This window comes from Streptomyces sp. NPDC043738 (assembly GCF_056436545.1).
This window is the reverse complement of the sequence record NZ_JBWKCJ010000014.1, coordinates 12472-37334: the sequence shown is the minus strand read 5'-3', so window position 1 is coordinate 37334 and position 24863 is coordinate 12472. Positions and strand designations below refer to the sequence as shown.

Here is a 24863-nt window from a genome sequence, read left to right as displayed (position 1 = left end):
GATGGAAAATGGTGATATGCGCAGGTTCGGCTGGCGCTCGGTACTGGGTCGCCCACTCTGGCGCGCACCGCGCCGTCTGTGGGCCGACAGACGCCGAGGCCACCAGCGGGGTCACCGGAACCCCGGCCATGGGCATGACGCCGGAGAAGTGGGCTCTGCGTCGCGCCGCGCCGCCGGCCGGTCCTGGAAGACGTACCTGGCGTCGCTCTTCAGCTTGCGGAGCGTCGCAGGCCAGGCGTTCGTATGGCAGCTGACGGTGCTCTTCCTGCTCGCGGCCACCGCGATGGTGGTCCTGGTGCTCAAGACCACGAACGACGCCCAGACCGACGCCCGCCACCGGTCACTCGCTGTGGCGGAGGGCTTCGCGCACTCCCCCGGCGTCGTGCAGGCGCTGCAGTCGCCCGATCCCACGGCGGCACTCCAGCCGCTCGCAGAAGCCGCCCGGAAGGGATCCGGCGTGGGTTTCCTCTCCGTGCTCAGCAAGAGCGGGGTCCGCTACACCGACCCCGAGCCGGGTCTGATCGGCCGGCGCGCCCAGGGCGACATCGGGCGGGCCGCGGCCGGCCAATCGTTCACCGAGCTCTTCAAGGGCGAGCCGCAGAGCGCGGTCCGGGCCCTCGTGCCCGTCACCGACGCACGGGGCACGGTGATCGGAATCGTCACCGCGGGCGTGCAAACCGTGGATGTCGGCGCCACGGTCAGCCGTCAGTTGCCGGTCCTCGTGGGCGTCGCGGCGGGCTCGCTGGTCCTCGCCGCGGGCGGGGCGGCGCTGGTGAGCAGCCGGCTGCAGCGTCAGACGCACGGCCTGGGACCCGTCGAGATGACCCGGATGTTCGAGCACCACGACGCCGTCCTGCACTCGGTCCGTGAAGGCGTGCTGATCCTGGACGCGGAGCGGCGGCTGGTGCTGGCCAACGACGAGGCCCGGCAGCTGCTCGGCATGCGCGCGAGTGCGGAGGGACTGCCCCTGGACGCATTGGGCCTGGACCCGGAAATGGCCGCGCTGCTGGGCACGAGGCGCACCGTGACCGACGAGGTGCATCCGTCCGGGAGTCGTCTGCTTGCCGTCAATCTCCGGCCCACCGCTGTTCACGGCGGGTCCGCCGGATGGGTCGCGACGCTGCGCGACACCACGGAGCTGACTGCGCTGGCCGGCCGGGCCGAGGAGGCCCGGGAGCGGCTGAAGCTGCTGAACGAGGGCAGCACGCGCATCGGCAGCACCCTCGACCTGGGGCGCACGGCGGAGGAACTGGCCGACGTGGCGGTACCCCGGCTCGCCGACTTCGTCAGCGTGAACCTGTTGGAGCCCCTGCTGACCGGAAGCGAGCTGCGTCCGGGACCGGTCACCGGCGCCGAGTTGCGCCGGGTGGCGCACCAGTCCGTTCTGGAGGGCACACCGGAGGCTCTGGTCGAGGTGGGCGACGTCGTCTTCTACCCCGAGGAGTCGCCGCAGGCGCGCTGCCTGACAACCGGGCGGTCGGAGCTGCACCGCGTGGCGGATCCGGCCATCGACGCATGGCTGGCGACGGACCCCGCGCGTCTCGCCAAAGGGCGCGAATACGGGTTCCACTCGTGGATCGAGGTGCCGTTGATCGCCCGGGGCACGACGCTGGGAGTGGTGGATTTCGCCCGGTCCCGGCACCCCGAGCCGTTCGAGAACGACGATCTGGCGCTCGCCGAGGAGCTGGTCGCCCGGACCGCTGTCTGTCTGGACAACGCCTGGCGCTTCCACCGCGAGCGCACGGCGGCTCTCACCTTGCAGCACAGCCTGCTGCCAAGGCGCCTGCCGGAGCAGTCCGCCGTGGAGGCGGCCTTCCGGTACCTGCCGGCCGATCCCCGGCTGGGGGTGGGCGGCGACTGGTTCGACGTGATTCCGCTGTCCGGCGCACGCGTCGCACTCGTCGTCGGTGACGTGGTCGGACACGGCATCCACGCATCCGCGACGATGGGCCGACTGCGCTCCGCGGTACGGACCCTGGCCGATGTCGACCTGGCTCCTGACGAGCTGCTCACGCACCTCGACGACCTCGTCATCAGGCTGGCCGCCGAATCCGAGACGGACGGGGAGTCGGCCGCCCCGGGAGACGTCGGCGCCACCTGCCTGTATGCCATCTACGACCCGGTCTCGGGTCGCTGCTGCCTCGCCCGCGCCGGACACCCGGCACCCGCGGTGGCCCGCCCGGACCACACTGCCGCCGTCCTGGACCTGCCGGCCGGACCCCCGCTCGGGCTGGGTGGGCTGCCCTTCGAAGCGGTGGAGACGGTACTGCCCGAGGGGAGCCTGCTCGCCCTCTACACCAATGGCCTGGTCGAGTCCCGACAGCGTGGGATGGACGCGGGGATCGACGCGCTGCGGCAGGCGCTGACGGCCCCGGACCTCCCGCTGGACGCCCTGTGCGACGAGGTCGTCGCCACCCTGCTGCCAGACCGCCCCGCCGACGACGCCGCCCTGCTGCTGGCCCGTGTCCAACGCCTCGACGTCGAACGGGTCGCGACCTGGGACGTGCCCGCCGACCCCGCTGCGGTGGCCGGGGTCCGCACGGCCGCCGTCCGCCAACTGTCGGCATGGGGCTTGGAGGACAGCGCGTTCGTCACCGAACTGATCGTCAGCGAACTCGTCACCAACGCCGTCCGGTACGGCGCCGCTCCGATCCGGCTGCGACTGATTCGCGACCGCGCGCTGATCTGCGAGGTGACCGACGGCAGCAACACGGCACCACACCTGCGCCGGGCCCGCGTGTTCGACGAGGGCGGCCGGGGTCTGCTGCTCGTCGCACAGCTCACACAGCGCTGGGGTACGCGGCAGACCACCACCGGCAAGGTCATCTGGTGTGAGCAGACGCTGCCTGCGGACGTATGAGACTCGCCCGCTGAGCACCTGATCGTCCCGGACGGCCCGGCTGCCGGTGCCGCTCGTCACCGCCGTGAACCGATCCCGAGGATGTCCCGGTCGGCCGACGAGTGGCCGACCGGGGCATCGGACTCAGGCCAGGTCGAACCGATCGAGGTTCATCACCTTGTCCCACGCTGCCACGAAGTCCCGCACGAACTTCTCCGCCGCGTCCTGGGACGCGTAGACCTCCGAGACGGCTCGGAGCTGGGAGTGCGAACCGAAGATGAGGTCGACGGCGGTGGCGGTCCACTTGGGCTCGCCCGTGGCACTGTCCCGGCCTTCGAACACGTTCTCGGCCGAGGTCGACGCCTTCCACTCCGTGCCCATGTCGAGCAGGTTGACGAAGAAGTCATTGGTCAACGTCTCCGGCCGGTGCGTGAAGACACCATGTGAGGATCCCGCGAAGCCGGTGTCGAGGACCCGCATGCCGCCGAGCAGAACCGTCATCTCGGGAGCGGTCAGCGTCAACAGGCTGGCGCGGTCCAGCAGGAGCGTCTCCGGCGACAGCTTCTCCCCCGCCCGGAGGTAGTTGCGGAACCCGTCCGCCCTGGGTTCGAGCACGGCGAACGACTCCACGTCGGTCTGTTCCTGCGAGGCGTCCGTGCGCCCCGGTGCGAACGGGACGGTGATGTCGTGCCCGGCGTTCTTCGCGGCCTGCTCGACGGCCGCGCAGCCGCCCAGGACGATCAGGTCGGCGAGGGACACCTTCTTCCCGCCGGTCTGCGAGCCGTTGAAGTCCTGGCGGATCTGCTCCAGGGCCTGCACCGCCTCGGTCACCTGGGGAAGGTCGTTGACCTCCCAGTCCCGTTGCGGCGCGAGGCGGATCCGTGCCCCGTTGGCGCCGCCCCGCTTGTCGGTGCCGCGGAAGCTCGCCGCCGACGCCCAGGCGGTGGTGACCAGCTGGGAGACGGACAGCCCCGAGGCGAGGATCCCGCCCTTGAGGGCGGCGATGTCCTCGTCCGCGACCAGTTCGTGATCGACCTCGGGGACGGGGTCCTGCCACAGTTGCGGCCCGGGAATCCACGGGCCGAGGTAGCGTGAAATGGGCCCCATGTCGCGGTGCAGCAGCTTGTACCACGCCTTGGCGAACGCCATCGCGAGCTCGTCCGGGTTCTCGTGGAAGCGCTTCGCGATCGGCCCGTAGACCGGATCCAGCTTCAGCGCGAGGTCCGTCGTCAGCATCATGGGTGCGTGCCGCTTCGACGGATCATGGGCATCGGGCACAGTGCCGTGGGCCGACGGGTCCTTGGGAGTCCACTGCTTCGCGCCGGCCGGGCTCGTCGTCAGCTCCCAGTCGTACCGGAACAGGTTGTCCAGGTACCCGTTGTCCCACTTCGTCGGCTCCGCGGTCCATGCGCCCTCAAGCCCACTGGTGAGCGCGTCGGCGCCCTTGCCGCTGCCGCAGGTGTTCCGCCAGCCGAGGCCCTGCTGCTCGAGGGGCCCCGCCTCGGGTTCCGGACCGATGTACGAGGGGTCGACCGCGCCATGGCACTTGCCGAAGGTGTGGCCGCCGACGATGAGCGCAACGGTCTCCTCGTCGTTCATCGCCATCCGCCCGAACGTCTCGCGAACGTCCCTGGCGGCGGCCATCGGATCCGGGTTGCCGTTGGGCCCCTCCGGATTGACGTAGATCAGCCCCATCTGCACGGCGCCGAAAGGAGTGGCGAGTTCCCGGTCGCCGCTGTAGCGCTCGTCTCCGAGCCAGGTGTCCTCGGGCCCCCAGAAGATTTCCTCGGGTTCCCAGATGTCCTCCCGCCCGAATCCGAAACCGAACGTCTTGAACCCCATGGATTCCATGGCACAGTTGCCGGCGAAGATCAGCAGGTCGGCCCAGGAGATCTTCCGGCCGTACTTCTGCTTGACCGGCCAGAGCAGACGGCGTGCCTTGTCGAGACTCGCGTTGTCCGGCCAGCTGTTGAGGGGGGCGAAGCGCTGAGCACCGGCGCCGCCACCGCCCCGGCCGTCGGCGATGCGGTACGTTCCCGCGGCATGCCAGCTCATCCGGATGAAGAGCGGCCCGTAGTGACCGTAGTCGGCGGGCCACCAGTCCTGCGATGTCGTCATCACCTCGAAGACGTCCTGCTTCAGCGCGTCGACATCGAGGGTCGTGAACTCTGCTGCGTAGTCGAAGTCCTCGTCCATCGGATTGGACCGGGACGAGTGCTGGTGGAGAATCTGAAGGTCCAGCTGATTCGGCCACCAGTCCCGGTTCGTCCGGGGCCGAGTCGGCGTGGGGGCCGGGGAGGAGATTACCGGGTTCTCGCTTTCGCTGCCGGACACGTCCGTCCTTCTTCCTGTCGCGGTGTTTCCTTCTGCTGGCTGCTTGCTCTTGCCGGCGATTGCTCTGCCGGCGTCAAGCGCTGCGACCCGCGCTCGTAGCGCGCCATGGCACCCGCCGGCTGGAAACGCCCGACCAGACCCGCGGCAGTCAACGCGGGCTGGCGGCCGGCGAGAACCTTCCCTCACACACGACGTCGATGATCGAGCCCGGGTCGGCGTCCGTATGGTCGCGCACCGAAGACCGCACCGCTACGAAACACGCAGAGCATCGCCGCATCACACAATTCGACGCCCGGCGAGGTGGTCGGCGGCGCCCCGGCCCGACGCCGCTCTGTACGGGCGATCACCCATCGGCGATGGCGGCACGGCCGATGATGGTCATACCGCCACGGCATGCGATCTCCGCGCCGCGAAGGTGTCATGAAAGGGAAGGAGGTGATCTCGGCATGGCCCGACCCGTGTGGAATGGAGTTCTGACCTTCGGGCTGGTCACCCTGCCGGTGCGGATGTACTCGGCGACCGACAGTCACACCATCCGATTCCATCAGCTCCAGCGCGGGACCGCCGACCGGATCCGCATCAAGCGCATCAATGAGCGCACGGGGAAGGAGGTTTCCGCGGACGATATCGTCAAGGGGCTCGATGTAGGAGACGAGTACGTGGTCGTCGAGCCGGACGAACTCGACGAGATCGCACCGGGCCGATCCAAGGCACTTGAGATCACCGAGTTCGTGGACCTGGAAGAAGTTGAGCCGGTATTTTTCGACCAGACATACTATCTGGGGCCGGCAGGGAAGGAATACGGAAAAGTCTACACACTGCTGCACCGGGCACTGACGGATTCCAACAAGGCCGGCATCGCCACGTTTGTGATGCGCAACCGTGAATACCTCGTCGCGGTGAAAGCCGAGGACGAGGTGCTGGCCCTGCACACCTTGCACTGGGCCGACGAAGTGCGCAATCCGCACAGCGAGGTGCGCGACCTGCCCGGCAAAACCAAGGTCACGAAGAAGGAAATACGGACCGCAACGCAGCTCATCGACGCACTGACCGCCCACTGGTCACCCGAGGATTTCCACGACGAGTACCAGGAGCGGGTCCGTCGACTGGTGGAGGCGAAGAGCAAGGGCGAGAGCGTGGAGAAGGCCGAAGAACCACCGGAGTCCACCAATGTCGTGGATCTGATGAGTGTTCTGCAGGAAAGCGTCGAATCAGCTCGGAGCCGAGGCGCGAAGGGCGGGCCCAGTAAAGGAAAAGGCCGGAGAAAGGCCAAGAAAAGCGATCTCGAAAGTCTGACCAAGTCCGAGCTGTACGAGCGCGCCAGTGAGGCCGGTATCCGCGGACGTTCCTCGATGAACCGCGAGGAGCTGATCGCGTCCCTTGCCGGACGTGCGCGCCAGGGGCGTCGGAAGGCAGCCTGACCGGAGGGGCGAGCCCGGGGAAACGTCCGGTGGCGCGCCACGCTCCCGCACGGCGGAGAGTCGAGGAATGATGCCCGAACTGCCGGATGTCGAGGGGTTCCGCCAGGTGCTGATCGGCTGTGGCCGGCGGTGTGTCACGGGCGTCGACGTGCGTGATGCGGGGGTGCTGCGGGGGGTCACCGAGAAGCGGCTGCGGAAGGAATGCGAGGGAAGGCGGCTGGGGAGGGCCTGGCGGCACGGCAAATGGTTGTTCGCGCCTACGGACGGCGGTCCCACCCTCGTCTTTCATTTCGGCATGACGGGCGCACTGTGGTGCTGTTCGCCTGGTGAGCCGTTCGCCGTGCACGACCGCCTTGCGCTGACCCTCGACGATGCCCGTAGCCTGCGCTATCGCGACCAACGCAAGCTGCAGGGCGTGCAGTTGGCCGACGATTCCGCCGTCGACCGGATCCTGGACCGGCTGGGGCCCGATGCCCTGGGCGTGGACCGGGCGGAGCTGACGGATCTGCTGTCCGGGCGGCGGGGTGCCGTCAAGAGCGCGCTGATGGACCAGTCCGTCATCGCGGGTCTGGGGAATCTGCTGTGCGACGAGATCCTCTGGCGGGCCCGCATCGCGCCCCGGACCGCGGCACGGGACCTGAGCGAGACGGCGTACCGGGACCTCCACGCGGCGATGGGCCGGGTGCTGCGCACCTCCGTGAGGGACGGGTGCGTACCGCCGCGGCGATCCTGGCTCACGGGGCGACGCGACGACAGCGAGCCGCTGTGCCCTCGCTGCGGCCGGCCCCTGAGCTCCGGTCGCAGCGCCGGGCGCCGCACCGTCTGGTGTCCGCAATGCCAGTCCTGAACGGCGCTCCGCCTTGGCAGCGGCTGAGGGCGGGGATGACGCCTGCGACCGCGGTGTCTCCTCGTCCACCTGGGAAAGGGGACTGGTCGTACCGAGAGGACTACGGCTCGCGGCCCAGGGCCCGGGCCGCGACCCGCAGGTCCGAGACGAGTCCCGCGTAGGGTGCCTCGCGGTCTTCGGCGCGCAGGATCGCCGCCGGGTGGAGTGTCGCGACGATGAACCCTCTGCCGCCGGTGGCTGCGCCGGAAGCCCCCTCTCCCGGCGCCCTGATGAGCGTGCCCCGGTCCTGCGTCACCCGGAACGAGGTCCCCAGCAGTGCCTTGCCCGCGGTCGCGCCGAGTGCCACCACCACCTCCGGGTCGACCAGCCGCAATTCGGCGGTCAGCCAGGGGCGGCAGGCCGTCATCTCCCGCAGGCTGGGTGGTTTGTGGATCCGCCGCTTGCCCTTTGCCGCGGTGGCGAATTTGAAGTGCTTCACCGCGTTGGTGAAATAACTCTGCCCCTCGTCCAGGCCGGCCTCCCGCATCGCCTTCCGCAAGAGGCCACCGGCCGGCCCGACGAACGGTTGTCCTTGACGGTCCTCCTGATCGCCCGGCTGCTCACCGACGAGCATGAGGCGCGCCGAGGAACCGCCCGATCCGAACACGGTCCCCGACGCGTCCTGGAAGAGCGGACAGCCCCGGCAGTCCGCTGCCGCACGCCGATGAGCCGCGAGTCCTCCGCGCCGGGGCAGGTAGGGGGTGGCGTCGTACTGCTTCCCGTCGTGCTGCCCGTCGGAGTCGTGGTCGCTCCCGGCCTTCGGCGGCTTCACCGGCCGCGTCCGGTCACGTCGTTCCGGGCCGGCCGGGACAAGCGGTCGTGGACCTGCCCGCGGTCAGCGGTCGGCTCCGCGATGACGTCCTCGCCGTGGCTCATGCCGTGCCGCCTCCTTGCGGCGGTGGGCTCCGGCCGGCCCGGCGCCCGCACCACGGGTTCCCGGACACGGGGAGCCCTTAACCCGCCGGCGGGAGGATGGACACCACTGGTCGTACGGCAGGCGAACCCTACGGACCCGACGCGAGCAGCTGACGGCGGGCGCTCTCCCATGGGGAGCGCCACGCCGGTACCTACGGTCGCGGGAGCAGCCGTGGCTCTTCTCGCCCGTATCGCTCAAGGGTTCGCTTCTGGCGTTGATCACCCGGTAAGCGTCTGTTGATTGCCTTCGCTCATTCTGCGGCAGTCGGTACAACGGGGGCGAGACGAGGAACATAAGTGCTGGATACACGTGTCACGGTGTCGGTGCACGCCACCGACCCGCTCAGTCGGGCCGGAGTCGTCAGTCACTTACAGCACCAGCCCACCGTCGAGATCGTCCAGGACCAGGGCGGCGCGGCGGTCAGGCGGGCGGAACAGGCGGAACGTGGGACCGGGAAGGAAGGCGGGCGGGAGGCGGTCGGAAATGTGGCCATCATGCCCATCGACCAGTTCGACGAGATGGCGGCGACCGAACTGAGACGGCTCGTCCGGGGTGGTGAGCAGCGGGTGGTGCTGATTGCCCGGGATCTGCGCGAGCCGGAGCTGATGGCGGTCGTGGAGTACGGCGTGCGGGCCATACTCTGGCGTCATCAGACCACCCCGCAGCGGCTGTTGCGGGCGGTGCAGAGCGCGGCGCGCGGTGAGGGAGACCTTCCGCCGGACCTCATCAGCAGGCTGCTCACACAGGTGGGCCAGTTGCAGCGGTCGATGGAGGCGGCCACCCCCGCGGGGCTCGTCCCGACGCTCGGCATGGCGCCGCGCGAGGTCGATGTGCTGCGGCTGGTCGCCGAGGGGCTGGACACCCGGCAGATCGCCGAGAAGCTCGCCTACTCCGAACGCACCGTCAAGAACATTCTGCACGCCCTGATGACGCGGCTGCAGTTGCACAACCGCGCGCACGCCGTCGCGTACGCGCTGCGAGAGGGATACATCTGATGGGCGCGGGAGCCGACCCGCACGTGGGTGCGAATGCAAGGACAGGTACGGATGCGAGAGCGGACGGCGAAGCGGTGACGGAGTCGGTGGCGGAAGTTCGGGCGGCGGATCGTCGGGCGGGGGAACGAGCGTGATTCACGAGGTCGACGCGGCGATGCGGTCCGTACTGCGCGGCGGAGTACTGCCGGACGGCGCCGGGGACGTCGCCTTCGAGGCGCCGACCCGCGACTGGGCGGCGCGGCGCAACGCACCCACGCTCAATGCGTATCTGTACGACATACGCGAGGAGGTCGCACGCCGAGAGCGCGGGGCGATCTCGGAACGCGACGCCGATGGTGTGGTCGTGCGCAGACGTCAGCCGCCACGCTGGTTCCGGCTGTCCTACCTGGTCACGGCGTGGACCACCCGCCCGGAGGACGAGCACCGGCTGCTCTCCGCCACGCTGGGGTGCCTGCTCTCGCACGAGATCCTGCCGGCGGCCGCGCTGCCGGAGGCGCTCCGCGCGCTGGAGGTGAGCATCCCGCTGACGGTTGCGGTGCCGCCCCCAGAGTCCCGCTCGATCGCCGATATCTGGTCTGCGCTGGGCGGCGAACTCAAGCCGTCCCTGGACGTGGTGGTCACCGTGCCGTTCCCGGTCTCGCCCGCCTACGAGGTGGCGCCGCCGGTCACGGAGGGCGCGGTCACGGTCGTCCGCGGCCTCGACGGCGTGCCCGGCGACTCCCGGCCCCGGATGCTCCGGTCCGCTCCGGGTGCGCCGCCCTCCGCAAAGGGCAGCGAGGAGGAACGGTGAGCGGCACAGCGGTGATCGAGACCGCCGGCGGCGCGCTGATCGGCCGGCTGGCGGGGCTGCGGGAGCGGGTGGCCGCACTGGTCGAGCGGCGCAGCGCCGATGATCCGACGGCTTCGGACCCGCTGCGCGGGCTGTATGTGACCCCGGATACGGCCAGAAGGCTGGCCGCGCGGTCGCCGGCGGCGGGCATGGGCGAGGCCTACGCGGACGAGGGGTTTGCGCGTGGGGCGGATGGGGGCGAGCCGGACGGCGAGGGCTCAGCTCCCCGGGACCCCTCGGATCGAATGGCCGCGCTCGCCGGGCGCTTCGGGTTGTCGCGCTTGGACCTGCATGTCCTGCTGTCCGCGCTCGCGCCCGATGTGGACCGGAGCTTCGAGCCGCTCTACGGCTACCTCAACGACGATGTCGGGCGTCGCCGTGCCACGGTCTCCCTGGCTCTGGACCTCGCCGGTACCGGCCCGTACGAGCCCGCGGCCCGCGCCCGCTTCCACCCGTCCGCACCGCTGCGCTCCGGTGGGCTGCTCGTCGTCGAGGACGAGGAGCGGCCGCTGCCGGGACGGGCGCTGCGGGTTCCGGAACGGGTGGTGGCCCATCTGCTGGGCGACGACGGACTCGATCCCGAACTCTGCGGCGGCGAGGTGGAGTTGCTGCCCGTGGGGCAGCGGGCCGCCGGCCGTACGGGCGGCGAGGCCCGCACCGAAGCCCGGGCGTTCGCCGGGCGACTCGCCGCGCTCGCGAGCGGGCGGCCGCTCGCCGTACATCTGCGGGAGCGCCGGCCCGGTACCGTCGCCGAAGCGGTGACCGACGGGCTGCGGCGTGCCGGCCTGCCCGTGCTGCGGTATCGGCCGGACGGTCACCGCGGTGACGGTCCGGGCCCGGCGGGTGCGCTGCTGCGGGAGGCGCGGCTGCGGCGGGCCGCGGTCGTGGTGGGGCCGCTGCCGGAGCGTCCCGACGCGCTCGTCCGGGCGCTGGCGCGCGGGGACGTACCGGTGGTCTTCTTCGGAAGCGAGCCGTACGACCCGGGCTGGGCCCCGGATTCGGGGCTGTTCGCGCTGGACGCGCCGGACGACGGAGCGGCGGCGGGCGAGGTCTGGAGCGGCGAACTGAGCTGCGTGGACGGCGGCTTCGACCTCGCCGCGGCCGTCGCACCGTACCGGCTGGGCGCCGCTCAGATCCGGCGGGCGGCCCGTGCGGCCACCGCCCTCGCCGCCTTCGACGGGACGCCGGTGACCGCCGCCCACGTCCAGCGCAGCGCGCGCCAGCAGTCCGCGCCGCTGCTGGACCGGCACGCCCGGCGGGTACGGCCCGCCGTCGGCTTCGACGGGCTCGTCCTGCCGCCCGAACCGCTGGCCCTGCTGCACGAACTGGTGCAGCGGGCGCGGCATCGGGAGAAGGTGCTGGGCGAGTGGCGGCTGCACACCGGCGGTGGGCGCGGCAGGGGCGTGGTGGCCCTGTTCGCCGGGGAGTCCGGAACCGGAAAGACGCTGTCCGCCGAGGTCGTGGCCGGTGAACTGGGTCTGGATCTCTATGTGGTGGAGCTGTCCGCGGTGGTGGACAAATACATCGGGGAGACGGAGAAGAACCTGGAGCGGATCTTCTCCGAGGCCGACCGCACGGACGCCGTGCTGCTCTTCGACGAGGCCGACGCCGTCTTCGGCAAACGCTCGGAGGTCAAGAGCTCTCACGACCGGTACGCGAACCTCGAGAGCGCGTATCTGCTGCAGCGGCTGGAGGCGTTCGACGGGATCGCCGTCCTGACCACCAATCTGCGCGCCAACATCGACGACGCCTTCACCCGACGGCTGGACCTGGTGGTCGATTTTCCGTTCCCGGATGCCGGGCAGCGGGTCGCGTTGTGGCGGTCCTGCCTTGCGGCCACCCCTTGTGCCGACGAGCTCGACCTCGATGTCTGCGCCGACGAGTTCGAGCTGTCCGGTGGCGCGATCCGGTCGGCCGCGGTGACCGCGGGCTATCTCGCGGCGGGCCGCGGCGGGCCGGTGACGGCGGCGGACGTACGGGCCGGGGCGCGGCGCGAGTACCGCAAGATGGGGCGGCTGGTGCCGGACGCGTCGCCGTTGTGGGACTGACAGCTCCTGGTGCGGCCCGGGGCCGGTCGGCTCTTCGTCGACCGGCCCCGGTCGGCCTCACGGCCCTTCGGCGATCTTCCAGTCCTGCGCGTCGTTGGGCCCGTCGGAACACTGCCAGGACAGCGCGCCCTTGTCGTTCTGCGTGTCGGTCAGGCACTCCTGGTTGCGCATGTTGACGATGTGGGTGCGACCGTCGCCCGAGTCCACCAGCCGCCACTTCTGCTGAGGCGGCAGCTGGCCGGACTTGAGTTGTTCGGGGTCGGCCTTCCAGAGCTCGACCTCGTTGGTGTTCTCCTTCAGCTGGACCACGCTGCCCGGGGCGCTGCCCGACTCCAGGGCAACCGTGTTGTCCTCGGGGTAGTGGTGGATGATCCACCACTGGTTGCGGCCGAACTGGTCACCCGTCCACTGGGCGCTCTGGCCGACCTGCGTACCGTCCACCTGGCTGCCCCCGTTGGCCTGGAGGTACCAGCCACCGTTGGCGTTGGACCGGATCGTCTGCGCCTGCGGGCCCTCGTCCTTGGGGGGATCCGGCTGAGGCTCCTCGGGCTTCTCCTCCTCCGGGGCCTTGGACGGCGGTGGCGGCGGTGGCGAGGGCGGCTTCGGCTGGTTCTGCGGGAGCTTGCGGGACACGCCGGCCTTCTCCCGTGCGCTCGTGGTCACATTGGGCTCTGCCTTGAACCACAGCGCCACGAAGGCCAGCGCCGCCACGACCAGCAGTGAGCACACCGCCATCGCCCAGCGCGGCAGCACGGACGGCTGGAGATAGGTGCCGCGCAGCTCGGTCGGCTCCGGGGCTCCGGCTCGCAGCACGGAGACGGTGAAGGGGTGCTTGTTGGTTCCCCCGACCCAGCTCACCGCGCCGGGGCGGATGGTGAGCTGTGCGAAGCCCGCGCGGCCCGGCGCGACCTGGACCGATGTCGGCTCGGACTCGACGGTGAGGGCGTCGCCCTTCTCACGGCCGGAGAGGGAGACCGTCAGCGGCTGGTTGCCGAGGTTGTCGACGGCGACCGCCGCCTTGGCGCGCCAGCGGCCGCGTACGGCCAACGGCACCAGCTCACAGCGGAGTTCGGTGAACGGCCCCACCGTGACCTGTCCCTCGACGACGTCGCGGATCTCGGGGTGCTCGGCCGGCTCGACGCGGATGCCGAAGGGCGTGGGACCGGCCACGGCGTCCGACGTGCGCGGGGGCGCGAATTCGACCTCCGCCGTGCCCTCGGCCCCGGGATACAGCCGCAGCACGTCCGGCTCCACCCGTGTCCAGCCCGCCGCGGCGCCGACCGGTCGCAGCCGGTACTCCTCGACGGTGTCACCCGTGTTGCGTACCCGCAGCCTTACCCTCGCGACGGAACCGGGGTCGACGGTGATCGCGGCCGGTTCCAGTGAAGTCCACATGCTCACCAGGGCAGTCAACCGGTGGTTCCGGGCCCGGGTCAGCGTGCGCAAGGGCAGAGCCGGGGGCAGAGCCGGATGTCCTTACGGCTCCCCACGGCTCCTTGCCGATCCGTTGCTCACGGCTCCGTGGGCAGGCACGAGCAGCGGGCGCGGTGGCACGGGGCCGCCGGTGGGAGCCGTCCGGGCTCGTACCCGCGGCGTCAGCCACGCCGCCGCGTACTGTGCCGGGGTGCGGCCGCGGGGTCGCGGGCTCGATGCCCGACCGGCCCCGCGGTGCCCCGGCGGGCAGGACACGGCCGAGGGGGACCGGCGCCGGGAGAGTGGCGCGCGAGCCGGGCTCCACCGTCACGGCGGCCGGGTCCGGAGGGGATACGGAATCCCGTCCAGGAGCGGTTGCCGGGGCGGATCCGGAAACGACGGCCCCTCGATGCTCCGCAGCGGCCGGGCTTCCCTCGTCGTCTCGGCGCGGCCCGCCGCGGAAGCAGAAGGTGCCGGGCGCGTGCCGTGGCCCGGTCGTCGCCGTGCCGCCGGGCACTGGCCGCGGCGCGGTGAACGAGTGGTTCGAGGTCGCGGTGGCACGTGGCGCCGCCGAGCGCGTGCGACCACGCGGTGAGGAGGTCCACAGCGGGCCCCAGCAGCCCCGGCGCCGCGTCCAGGGCCCGTTCCACGGCCGTGCGCAGCCGCGTGTGCGCGAGGTGCAGCCACTCCCGCGCGGTGTCGGCGTCGGCGAGCTGTCGGCCCGGGGAGCCCGGGCGGCGCGATGGATCGGGCGGAAGGCCGTGCGGCCTGATCAGCCGTACCGCGCTCTGGACGGTGGCCAGCAGATGGTCGAGGAAGCGATGCTGCGCCGCCGCCCGCTCCCCCGGGCTGTCATGCCGTTGGCCCAGCCGCCGAGCGAACAGGCCGACCAGCTCGTGGTACCGGTAGTGGTCGTCGCCGCACAGCTCCACGAGCCCGGCGTCGACCAGCGCCTCGACCGCCGCCTCCGCCTCGTCCTCGGTGGTGTCCAGCACCGCGGCCGCGGTGCCCCGGCAGAAGGCCGGCACACCGCACAGGGCGAAGGCCCGGAAGGCCTGGGCGAGACCGGGCTCCAGCGCCTCGTAGTCGGCCCGGAAGGCCGCCTCCACTCCCAGGTCGCCCACCCGCAGCTCGTCCAGCCGCCGCTCGTCGCCCAGCCGAGCCACGAGGTCGGCCATGGCCCGGCCCGGCCGGGACGCCAGCCGGGCGGCGGCGATGCGTACCGCGAGCGGCAACCCACCACAGGCGGCGACCAGTTCGCGCGCGGCGTCCGGCTCGGCGGCCGTCCGCTCCGCCCCCACGATCGCGCCGAGCAGCTCCAGCGCCCCCGCTTCGTCCATCACCTCCACGTCGACCCGCCGGGCACCGGGCAGCGCGAGCGTCCGCCCCCGCGTGGTGACCAGCACCGCGCACCCCGGTGCACCGGGCAGCAGCGGCCGCACCTGGGCACTGTCGCGGGCATCGTCGAGCAGTACGAGGACCCCGCGGTCGGCGATCAGCGAGCGGTACAGGGCTGCCTTCTGCTCCACCCCGTCCGGTACGGCGCGCTCGGCGACGCCGAGGGCACGCAGGAACTGCGTCAGAACGGCGCCGCTGTCGGCCGGGGCCGGGCCGGTGCCCTTGAGGTCCACATACAACTGCCCGTCGGGGAAACGAGCCCGCACGGACTGCGCGACATGCACGGCCAGTGCCGTCTTGCCGACCCCGCCGAGCCCGTTGAGCGTGGCCACCACCGGTGCCCGTCCGCCTGCCGCCCCGCGCAGCGCCGAGGCCAGCAGCGCGACGGTCTCGGCACGCCCCGCGAAGTCGGCGATGTCGGGCGGGAGCTGAGCCGGTACGGGCGGTCGGACGCGATCACGACAAGGGCCGGCGCCAGGTATGGACCTCGCACCAGGACCCGGCCCGGACATCGGACCGGCACCCGGCACGGGCCTCAGACCGGTACCAGGCCCGGGCCTCGAACCGGGAACAGGCCCGCGTCCCCCCGAACCCGCACGCAACTCCGCGTATCGCGCGCGGAGTTCATGGCCGGGCTCGGCGCCGAGTTCGGCGGCGAGGGTACGGCGGGTGGCCGCGTACACCGCAAGGGCCTCCGCCTGGCGGCCCGCGCGGTGCAGGGCCAGCATCAGCAGGGCCTGCACCCGTTCGCGCAGCGGATGCTCGGCGGCGAAGGCGCGCAGTCCGGCGATGGGGTCGGGGACCGATCCGGTGTGCCCGCCCAACTCAATCACGCACTCGTAGAGTTCCTCCCGAGCGCTGACGCACAGTTCGGTCAGCCGGTCGCGCTGCCGCCCTGCGTACGGCCCGGGCAGCCCGGCCAGTGCCGCGCCCTCAAAGAGCGAGAGCGCACCCCTCAGCTGCTCGTACGTGCCCGCGGTGTCGCCCGCCTCCCGCAATCGGCGCGCCGTGACCAGCCGCTCCTCGAAGAGCGCCGAATCCAGCGCCCCGGCGGCCACCCGTAGTGCGTAGCCGCCGTCACAGGACACCAGCACGCGGGCAGGCTGGCGGGGCTTGCGTTCCGGCTCCAGTAGGGCGCGCAGCCGAGAGGCGTACGTCCGCAGGGTGCCCACCGCTCGCGGCGGCGGCCGCTCGCCCCACAGAGCGTCCACCAACTGCGCCACGGAGACCGGCCGGCCCGCGTGCAGAAGCAGCACCGCCAGCATGGCGCGCTGCTGTGGTGGGCCGAGAACCAGCGGACGGTCCCCCGTCGAGGCCCGCACCGGGCCGAGGACCTGAAACCGCAACCCGTCGCCCCGGTTCGGGCTGCTCGCCCCCTCCGCGCCCTCGGGCCCGGCCGGATCGTCCGCGTCGCCGCGCACCGCCTGCCCGCTCCCCTGCCCCTGTCGACCTGCCACGCCGCCCCCCGACCTGCGTTGATGCACCAGCTCCATCGAACGTAACGCAGCGCACGGACACCGATCCTCCGGAAACGTCCGATTGTGGGCCAACGCCCGATCCCCCCGATTTCTCCGGCCGCCAGGGCTTCTCGCCGGTGCACTCCGGCGCTTCGCCGGTGCACAGTGGCGCTGCCCCGGTGTTCGCCGACGCTCCGCGGTGTTCGGCAGGGCAACCGTTCTGCCCGTTCGGCTCCCCTTCCGCCTCTGGATGCGCTCCTCGCTGCGGCTGAAAATCGGCGGTGGGGCCGCCCGGGACGGACCACGGACCGAAGAGCCGGCGGCCGCCAGAACGGAGCCATGGTGCACGCACACGAACGCCGGGCCACGGGAGGGGAGCCGGCGCCACGGACCGCGATCCGCGGTGCCGAGCGCCCCCGCACGCCCGCCTCAGCCCTGTCCACCCTCAAGTCGGAGGCGCTGCGCACCCTCCAACGGACGGCGGGCAACGCGGCGGTCGCTCGCGCGCTGGCCACGGCGCCGGGGAAAGCAAAAGACCCCCGGTCCCTTCAGCGGTACGCCGAGGGACCGGCCGCCCACGGCTTCGACAAGGTCTCCACGCACGGCGGCATCGCTCTCCGGGGCCGCTACGAGGCATACGCCGACGCGGATCTGATCACCGCCGCCGCGGACCGCCTCGACGCCCAGGAACAGGTGGCGATCACCGTGGAGCGCGGGGCGGCGGTGCAGGTCGGGGAGCGCACCCTGTACCGGGTGCGGCCCGTGTACAAGGACGCGGCCAGGGCTGCGGCCGCCGTACGAGCGGCGGGCCGGAGCCCGGAGGGGGCCGGTCACGAGCCCGTACGCGGGGACAGTGCGGCACAGCGCGGCGACAAGCGTGCCGCGTATCTGCGGTCGCTGACCGACCCGCCGGAGGTCGGGCGGCTCGTCGCGCTCACCCGGCGCATCGTGACGGCGCTCCAGGCGCGTGCCGAACCGCGCGGCTCCGCAGTCGACGGTCTGCGGAACGAGGCCATGAAGCTGGCGATGGCCACGATGGGCGGTGGCTGGGTCGCCGCGCGGTTCCCCTACCCCGAACGCGCCGGCCGGGAGGGCCTGACCGACCTCGCCGTCATCATGCCGAGCCTGACCGCCGACTTCCTCGCCGGACTCCCCGCCGTCGAGGACCAGGAGGCCCAGGTCCACGAGCTGCTCATCACTCTCCCCAACGACTGCAAGGCAGCGGCCGCCCAGCTCATCGGCACCCCGCCGGACGGCGGCCTCAGCGTGCGACGTGACGCACCCGCCGTCGGCGAGAACCACTTCGTCGACCTGACCGGGGCGGCCCCGGACGGCTGGGCGAACCACTTCGCCGCCGTCATCCTGCGCGACGGTCCCGACAGCCTCACGTACGAGTCGGCCGCCGACCGCGGCAGTGCGCTTCAGCACGGCAAGTCCCTCGGCTACTTCGCGCTGTACGGCCGGGCCGGCACCGACCAGGCCTTCGACACGGTCATCCGCGCCGAGAACCAGGCCTACGCGGCGCGCTCGGCGCCCCCGGCGTGACCGAACGGGCAGTGCGCACTGCCCCCGACGGCGCCCGTTCGTCTCTACAGCCCGGCCCGGACGTCGGCCAAGGTCGAAAGCGTAGGGAGCCAAGACAGCAGCAGTGGTGACGGGGGAGGAACGTCGTGCGGGCACAGGACCGGCAGCCCGGCTCGGACAGCGACCGCTCGGGGGCGGCGCGCGCGGGCCGTACGGCGTCCGCGCCCGCTTCCGACGCCGCCCGTCAGGCAGCGGCCGGCGAGGCGGAGCGTCTCACCCCGGAGGCGGTCGCCGCCCTCCAACGAGCCGGGGGAAACGCGGCGTTCTCAGCCGTCGTCGCCGGCCTCGAGCGGCACCAGCACCACGCGGGCTGCGGACACGCCGCACCCCCCACCGTGCAGCGCTCGCCCGTCCAGGACGTGCTGCGCACACCCGGCCGGCCGCTCGACGAGCCGGTCCGCACCGACATGGAGGCCCGCCTCGGCGCGGACTTCTCCGACGTGCGCGTGCACACCGACACCTCCGCCCATGAATCGGCCGCGTCCGTCGATGCCCACGCGTACACCTCCGGTTCGCACATCGTCTTCCAGCGCGGCCGCTACGACACATCGTCCGCGGCGGGCCGCCATATGCTCGCTCACGAACTGACCCACGTCATCCAGCAGCGCAACGGCCCGGTCGCGGGCACGGACCGCGGCGACGGGACGAAGGTGAGCGATCCGTCCGACCGGTTCGAGCGGGAGGCGGAGGCGAATGCGAGCCGGGTGCTGTCCGCGGATGTGCAACGGACGGCAGACACCGCGCACACCCCGGGCGGCGGCACTGCGGGCGGGCCTCGGCCCGTGCAGCGGACGTTCAAAATGGCGAACAAGACCATCGAGGCCGCTGAGGACGTCCTCCCACTCGAAACCCTCATCGCCAAGGGCAAGGCACGCCACAGCCAATGGACGGCCGATTCCAAGGAAAAGGTCCGGGCCGAAATCATCAGGATGGCGAGCGATGAGCGGGACTTCGGTCGGTTCTCGTCGTACGAAGAACTCTTGGATGCCGCCGCGAGGCGGGTACAGGAGGCAGCGGCGGCCCACCTTCCCCCTGTCGTTCCCACCGCCGTCAAGACCGGTTCGTCGAATCCGGAGCACATGGAGGTGGACCTCTCTCCGCGCGAGCGGATCGCCCGCCTCGCCAATGTCCGCCGGCGGCTCTCCCTGCGCGGGACGGAACAGCAACTTGCCGGGTTCCGCAACCGTCAGGAGATGGTGAAACCGTTCAAGCACAAGCCGACCGGAGAGACCTACTCCATCGGCCATACCGGGAACTTCGTCCTGGGCGGCCCCCAGGAGGGCGAGTACGACACCCTCTTCAAGCGCACCAGGGACAGCACCGGTCTGTCCGATGCGGAACTCGCCAAGCACTTCATACGGGCCCTGACCGAGCCGGGATACGACTTCGAGGGCGTGAGCGAGGACGGTCGTAAGTACTGCGCGAAGGTCGTCGCCATCATCCAGGGCGCCGAGTTCCGCCGTGCCGCGGCCAATCCGACCATGGCGATCGCCGCCTTCAACCAGGTCGTCACCGGCGCGGCCGGAACGCTGCACGAGGCCCTCAACAGGTACGCGATCTTCGCCAAGGCCAAGGGGAAATCCGCTACCGGCGGTTCCAAGGGCTCTCAATTCCACCGTGACACGGATGTGGACCAGCAAGCCGACGACTTCAAGGAGCGAGCGCTCAACGAGTACCAGGCGCTCGCCCAGCTGGTCTCCGCCAACGGCTTCGACCCGAATGACGAGGAGGAGTTCTACAAGGGGTGCGACAAGATCGCGGCCACCTCGATGAGCTCCTTCGCCGCCACCTTCGAGTACGAGATGCCCTGAGCCTCATCGCCGCCCCTCCCGGGCCGCACGGCGGTCATTCGCCACCGCAGAGCACCAGAAACAACCGAGCAGACCAGTTCGCACATCCAGGGAGTAACAGAACATGCCCACCTACCTGTCCCCCGGCGTCTACGTCGAGGAAGTCGCCAGTGGATCGCGGCCCATCGAAGGGGTCGGAACGTCGGTGGCGGCCTTCGTAGGGCTCGCTCCCACCGGTCCGCTCAACGAGCCGACGCTGGTGACGAACTGGTCCCAGTACGTGGCCGCCTTCGGGGAGTTCACGGACGGCTACTACCTCGCGCACTCCGTGTACGGGTTCTTCAACAACGGGGGCACGGCCGCGTATGTCGTGCGGGTGGGCGGTTCCGGCGACGCGGAGTCCCAGACTGCCGTGGCTCCCGAGGCGCCCAGGGCGCTGACAGCCGGGGAGCCGGTCGCGCTCGGGTCCTTCAAGGTAGCGGCGATCGCCACTGGTTCCGCTCCCGGCGGGGCGCTCACCGTCGAGGTGCAGGACGTCGAGGGCGAGGGCAGCGCCGACCGGTTCAAGCTGGTAGTCAAGGACGGTGACAGGGTCGTCGAGAGTTTCGACGTCAGCGCGAAGAAGAGTTCGCGCAACTATGTCGTGGCACAGGTCAAGCAGCGCTCCAAGGCGATCGTGGTCGAAGAGGCCGTCCCGGCCGGGCAGGTGACGAAGCCGGACGCCCAGACCGTCACGCTGGCTCCGCCCACCCCGGCTCCCGCGGCCCCCGCGGGGAACGGCGCCGTCGAGCAGCTCGCCTCCGGCCAGTTCATCGGCGACTCCGCCGACCGCACCGGCTTCGGCGGCCTGGAGGCGCTCGACGAGGTCAACATGGTGGCCGTACCCGATCTGATGGCCGCCTACCAGCAGGGCCTGATCGACCTGGAGCAGGTCAAGGCCGTCCAGCTGGGCCTGATCGCGCACTGCGAGCTGATGGGCGACCGGATGGCCGTCCTGGACCCGCCGCCGGCACTCAACGCCCGTGACATCCGCAAGTGGCGCCAGGAGATCGCGGGCTACGACTCCCGCTACGCCGCGCTCTACTACCCGTGGATCAAGGCCTTCGACCCGGCCACGGGCCAGACCCGGACCATCCCGCCGTCCGGACACATGGCCGGCGTGTGGGCCCGTAACGACACCGAGCGCGGCGTCCACAAGGCCCCGGCGAACGAAATCGTCCGTGGCGCGGTCGACTTGGAGCTGCAGATCACCCGCGGCGAACAGGATCTGCTCAATCCGGTCGGCGTGAACTGCATCCGGGCCTTCCCCGGACGCGGAATCCGGGTGTGGGGCGCGCGGACCATGGCCTCCGATCCGGCCTGGCGCTACCTGAACGTACGGCGGTACTTCAACTACCTGGAGGAGTCGATTCTCATCGGCACCCAGTGGGTGGTGTTCGAGCCGAACGACCAGGCCCTGTGGGCCAGGATCCGGCGCAACATCTCGGCGTTCCTGGTGAACGAGTGGCGCTCCGGCGCTCTGTTCGGGCAGCGGCCGGAGGACGCGTTCTATGTGAAATGTGACGCGGAGACCAACCCCGTCGAGTCCGTCGACCTGGGACGGGTCGTGTGCGAGATCGGCATCGCGCCCGTCAAGCCCGCCGAATTCGTGGTCTTCCGACTGGCTCAGTTCTCGGGCGGTGGCGGCGAGTTGGAGGAGTAGGTCCAGCGCCCTCCCCTCCCCGTCCACGTTCCCTCTCTCCTCGTCACCGTTCTTCTTCCCCGCCACCATTCTTTTCCCAACAGGAGTGAACCACCTTGTCCCTTCAGCCCGGTGATGCCCTCACCTCACACAACTTCGGCCTGCAGATCGACGGCGTGATGGTCGAATACCTCCAGGAGGTCAGCGGTCTGACCATGGAGCAGGACGTCATCGAGTACCAGCAGGTCTCGGCGGACGGAAAGCCCGTCGTGAAGAAGATGCCCGGCACGAAGAAGGCCGGCGAATGCACGGTCACCCGCGGCATGACGCAGAGCGGTGCGTTCAGCGAGTGGATCAACAAGTCCATCGCGGGCGATATGGGTTCGGCCCGGAAGAACGCCACGATCATGATGATGGACTACCAGAACAACCCCGTGAAGCGTTACAACATGCGCAATGCCTGGTGCAGCAAGGTCGAGACCAGCGGGGTCAAGGCAGGCGACGCCGCCGCGCTGACCGAGCAGGTCACCATCGTCTTCGAAGAGCTGGTCATCGAGTAATGCGACGCGACGGCCCGGCGGGGGCGCAACAGCAACGCGAGCCCTTGCGTACGGAATTCGAGTTCGAGTTGCCGCGCGGATTCGTGGACGAGTCCGGCGCGGTGCACCGAAACGGCGCGATGCGGCTCGCGACGGCACGGGACGAGCTGATCCCGCTGCGGGATGTGCGCGTGCGCGAGAACCCGGCGTATCTGTCGGTCGTGCTGCTGGGCCGGGTCATCACCCGGCTCGGGACGCTCGCATCCGTGCACGACGGGACGGTGGAGAACATGTTCGCCTCCGACCTGGCCTTTCTGCAGGACTTCTATCGGCAGATCAATGCGGAGGGACACACGCGCGCGGCGGTGTCCTGTCCGCACTGCGAGGAGCCCTTCGAAGTGGAACTGGCCGGGAGCCGCCTGGGGGAATCGTGACGTACGCGACCGGGCGTATCGAGGAGGAAGTCGCCTATCTCGCCTACCACTTCCACTGGGGCATCGACGACATCCTCGACCTGGAACACGCCGACCGGCGCGCGTACGTGTCACAGATCGCCGCTCTGGTGGAGCGGGCTGAACGGGAGCAGTGACTGAGGATGGGGTTGTTCGGGTGGCGGCGGGGGTCGCGGGGTGGCCGGGGTACGCAGCGTGCCCACCACCGGTCTGAGGTCGGGACGGCTGCGGATGCCGCTGCCGCCGCCGGCAGCGCAGACGGTAGCGGCGGTGGCGGTGGCGGCTGGTCCGCCGTGCCCCCCATCCAGCGGGTCCTGGGGGCGCCGCGCACCGTCGCGGAGGCCGGCTTCGCCGCGTCGTTGAGCGCGCACCGCAGCCCCGTCTTCGGAGGGGAGCTGGGGCATGACGTCCGTGCCACGGCACCCGGTGGTGTGGTGCGCGATGCGCTGGTGCCGGTCGCCGGCCGCCCCGCCGACCTCGGGCTATCGGTCCTGCGGCTTCCCGTCGCGGGGCGGATGGCCGAGCCGACGGCCGAGAGCGCGGGGACGGCCCCCGGAATCGCTGCCGCGCGGCAGGTGGGCGCGGGGGCGGGGGGAAGCGCGAGCGCGGGGCCCGGTGCGGGCGCGGGCGCGGGTGCGCGGCAGGGCGTCGGGGGGCGTTCCGAGCCGCGGCGGGAGCCTGGAGGTAGGGCAGCACCACCGACGAGGACCCGGGGTACGGCACGTACCGAGACCCGAGAGGCAACACGTGACGACACCCGAGCTGCGGCCACGGTTCAGCGGGCGGCGTCGCCTGGTGCGGCGGGTACCCCGACGGCTGCCACACATGCTCCTGGTCAACCCGCCGGCGATCCGCATCGGGGCCGCGCCCACGTGCCTGGCGCCGAGGCCGCGCCCAGTACGACGGACGTCCCCGCGGGCGGAGGGGAGGTCGCTCGCTCCACGTCGCATGGGGAGAGGTCAGCCCTCCTCCCCTCGGCTCTGCCCGTAGCCAGGCCCGTACGGAAGGCCGTCGACGCGCGGTCTCCGCTCACCTCGGCAGGCACGGTCGCGATACCGCCGCGCCGGCTGCGGACAACCACCTCGTCGCGCGCCGGGAACGGCGGCACTCCTGCCGCCGGACCGGCGAACGAGGGGCCGGCACCGGCCCCCGCCACCGTGCGACCCGAACTTCCCCAACAGGTCGTACAGCGGCGGGCGGCCGGCCCGCGCCGACCGATCGCCCCGAACCAGAACAGCGCGCCGGAGGCCTCCCCGCGCACGGGCGCGGCACTTGGTGCCGGCCCGGCGCAGAGTGGTGGCACGACTCCGCCGGCTCCCAGCTCGGCAACGAGCACAAGCCCGGTCCCGAACCCACGGCCGGTTTCGCCCGGGCCCGCACCCGAGGGGACACCGCCAGGCTCGGGCGACGACAACAGCAATCGCACGGCCAGCAGCCCAGCGCCGACCACCGCCGCGAACCCGGCCGCGAGCGACGACGACCGAACGCGCCGGCCGGTCCAGCGAGCAGTTGGACGGGTGACCGGTCGGCCCGTGCGGCAGACCTCAGGCACAGGTGGAAGCGGAACAGGCGGAAGCGGGACGGGCGGAAGCGAGACGGGCGGAAGCGGGACGGGTCGACGCGAGACGGGTGGAACATCTGGAATCGGCGGAACCAGCGGTCGGCGTCTGGGACTTGGTGCGCCGCTGCTCCCGAGTGCGGACGCCGCACGGCCGGTCAAGGATGTTCCGGTCGACGCGCAGCCGGTCCGGCCTCCGACCGACGATGCCCGTACGCCAGGCCCCGGGCAGCCTCCGCAATCCATGGTCCAACGGAAGCCACTGATCGGCGCACCCACCGAGTCCACCGCCATCCGTCGCCAGAGTGCCGCACCGACGCGTCCGGCCACAGCGACGACGGCTCCGGCACCAACAGCGACACCGGCCGCGCCCCTGGCACCGGCCCCGTACCCGGCTCCAGCCCCTTCCCCGGCTGCGGCCCCAGTCCCGTCCCCGTCCCCGTCCCCGTCCCCGTCCCCGGTGCAGCGTTCCGAGACGGCCGCCGCAGGTCCCACTCCCGTAGGTCCGTCGACGCCGGCACGTACATCACGGAGCCATGCATCGGCAGGCCATGCACCGGCAGGCCGTACATCAAAGAGCCCCCCGCCGACTCCCCGTACCCCGGAATCCCACACACCGGCAACCCGCGCGCAGGCAGCCCACACATCAGTAACCCGCGCGCAAGAAACCCACACGCCGGATACCCGCACGCCGAGATCCGGGACACCGGAATCCCCCGTGCC

General features: G+C 71.4%; 16 protein-coding genes. 12 read left to right on the top strand and 4 right to left on the bottom strand.

What is annotated here, in order from left to right:
- Positions 1–16: 16 nt before the first annotated feature.
- Positions 17–2860, top strand: a complete 2844-nt coding sequence (locus tag AC0680_RS19520; RefSeq protein WP_478630196.1) for a SpoIIE family protein phosphatase — start codon at positions 17–19, stop codon at positions 2858–2860.
- Positions 2861–2983: 123 nt separating this feature from the next.
- On the opposite strand, the gene katG is transcribed toward AC0680_RS19520, so the two are convergent.
- On the bottom strand, positions 2984–5173 hold the full coding sequence (gene katG, locus AC0680_RS19515; protein ID WP_478630193.1) for a catalase/peroxidase HPI: 2190 nt from the start codon (positions 5171–5173) through the stop codon (positions 2984–2986).
- Between the two features lie 446 nt (positions 5174–5619).
- Here katG and ku point away from each other — a divergent pair, with 446 nt between their 5' ends.
- Together ku and AC0680_RS19505 are read left to right on the top strand one after the other, a co-directional pair.
- Positions 5620–6594: a non-homologous end joining protein Ku gene (gene ku, locus AC0680_RS19510; protein ID WP_478630190.1), complete on the top strand. Its 975-nt coding sequence runs from the start codon at positions 5620–5622 to the stop codon at positions 6592–6594.
- 70 nt (positions 6595–6664) lie between these two features.
- Complete coding sequence (locus AC0680_RS19505; protein ID WP_478630516.1) at positions 6665–7441, top strand: Fpg/Nei family DNA glycosylase; 777 nt, start codon at positions 6665–6667, stop codon at positions 7439–7441.
- Positions 7442–7541: 100 nt separating this feature from the next.
- On the opposite strand, the gene AC0680_RS19500 is transcribed toward AC0680_RS19505, so the two are convergent.
- A complete protein-coding gene (locus AC0680_RS19500; RefSeq protein WP_478630187.1) occupies positions 7542–8252 on the bottom strand; it encodes a UdgX family uracil-DNA binding protein in 711 nt (236 codons plus the stop codon).
- A gap of 440 nt (positions 8253–8692) precedes the next feature.
- Here AC0680_RS19500 and AC0680_RS19495 point away from each other — a divergent pair, with 440 nt between their 5' ends.
- The 3 genes from AC0680_RS19495 to AC0680_RS19485 all read left to right on the top strand — a co-directional run bounded on the left by AC0680_RS19495 (position 8693) and on the right by AC0680_RS19485 (position 12268).
- Positions 8693–9391: a helix-turn-helix transcriptional regulator gene (locus AC0680_RS19495; protein ID WP_478630184.1), complete on the top strand. Its 699-nt coding sequence runs from the start codon at positions 8693–8695 to the stop codon at positions 9389–9391.
- 130 nt (positions 9392–9521) lie between these two features.
- The gene (locus AC0680_RS19490; protein ID WP_478630182.1) at positions 9522–10181 is read left to right on the top strand and encodes a Pvc16 family protein; all 660 of its coding nucleotides are present in this window, start codon (positions 9522–9524) and stop codon (positions 10179–10181) included.
- Positions 10178–12268 carry an ATP-binding protein gene (locus AC0680_RS19485; RefSeq protein ID WP_478630179.1) on the top strand — a complete coding sequence of 697 codons (2091 nt, stop codon included), beginning with the start codon at positions 10178–10180 and terminating at the stop codon, positions 12266–12268. Before AC0680_RS19490 ends, AC0680_RS19485 begins: the two co-directional genes overlap by 4 nt.
- 57 nt (positions 12269–12325) lie before the next feature.
- On the opposite strand, the gene AC0680_RS19480 is transcribed toward AC0680_RS19485, so the two are convergent.
- Positions 12326–13663: an RICIN domain-containing protein gene (locus AC0680_RS19480; RefSeq protein WP_478630176.1), complete on the bottom strand. Its 1338-nt coding sequence runs from the start codon at positions 13661–13663 to the stop codon at positions 12326–12328.
- Between the two features lie 200 nt (positions 13664–13863).
- Positions 13864–16536, bottom strand: coding sequence for an AfsR/SARP family transcriptional regulator (locus tag AC0680_RS19475; RefSeq protein ID WP_478630173.1), 2673 nt, complete (start codon positions 16534–16536; stop codon positions 13864–13866).
- Positions 16537–16875: 339 nt separating this feature from the next.
- On the opposite strand from AC0680_RS19475, the gene AC0680_RS19470 reads away from it, so the two are divergent.
- From AC0680_RS19470 to AC0680_RS19445, 6 genes are all read left to right on the top strand, one after another.
- A complete protein-coding gene (locus AC0680_RS19470; protein WP_478630171.1) occupies positions 16876–18081 on the top strand; it encodes a hypothetical protein in 1206 nt (401 codons plus the stop codon).
- Between the two features lie 125 nt (positions 18082–18206).
- A complete protein-coding gene (locus tag AC0680_RS19465; RefSeq protein ID WP_478630169.1) occupies positions 18207–19931 on the top strand; it encodes an eCIS core domain-containing protein in 1725 nt (574 codons plus the stop codon).
- Between the two features lie 103 nt (positions 19932–20034).
- Positions 20035–21612, top strand: coding sequence for a phage tail sheath family protein (locus AC0680_RS19460; protein WP_478630166.1), 1578 nt, complete (start codon positions 20035–20037; stop codon positions 21610–21612).
- Between the two features lie 95 nt (positions 21613–21707).
- A complete protein-coding gene (locus tag AC0680_RS19455; RefSeq protein WP_018087540.1) occupies positions 21708–22151 on the top strand; it encodes a phage tail protein in 444 nt (147 codons plus the stop codon).
- Positions 22151–22564, top strand: a complete 414-nt coding sequence (locus AC0680_RS19450; protein WP_363153592.1) for a hypothetical protein — start codon at positions 22151–22153, stop codon at positions 22562–22564. The genes AC0680_RS19455 and AC0680_RS19450 overlap by 1 nt, the downstream gene beginning before the upstream one ends.
- Positions 22561–22719: a DUF6760 family protein gene (locus tag AC0680_RS19445; protein WP_164764585.1), complete on the top strand. Its 159-nt coding sequence runs from the start codon at positions 22561–22563 to the stop codon at positions 22717–22719. Before AC0680_RS19450 ends, AC0680_RS19445 begins: the two co-directional genes overlap by 4 nt.
- Positions 22720–24863: the final 2144 nt, after the last annotated feature.

Coding starts and splice junctions, on each gene's coding strand:
- AC0680_RS19470 (WP_478630171.1), top strand. CDS start 16,876: ATGGTGCACGCACACGAACGCCGGGCCACGGGAGGGGAGCCGGCGCCA.
- AC0680_RS19460 (WP_478630166.1), top strand. CDS start 20,035: ATGCCCACCTACCTGTCCCCCGGCGTCTACGTCGAGGAAGTCGCCAGT.
- AC0680_RS19450 (WP_363153592.1), top strand. CDS start 22,151: ATGCGACGCGACGGCCCGGCGGGGGCGCAACAGCAACGCGAGCCCTTG.
- AC0680_RS19480 (WP_478630176.1), bottom strand. CDS start 13,663: ATGTGGACTTCACTGGAACCGGCCGCGATCACCGTCGACCCCGGTTCC.
- ku (WP_478630190.1), top strand. CDS start 5,620: ATGGCCCGACCCGTGTGGAATGGAGTTCTGACCTTCGGGCTGGTCACC.
- AC0680_RS19520 (WP_478630196.1), top strand. CDS start 17: ATGCGCAGGTTCGGCTGGCGCTCGGTACTGGGTCGCCCACTCTGGCGC.
- AC0680_RS19505 (WP_478630516.1), top strand. CDS start 6,665: ATGCCCGAACTGCCGGATGTCGAGGGGTTCCGCCAGGTGCTGATCGGC.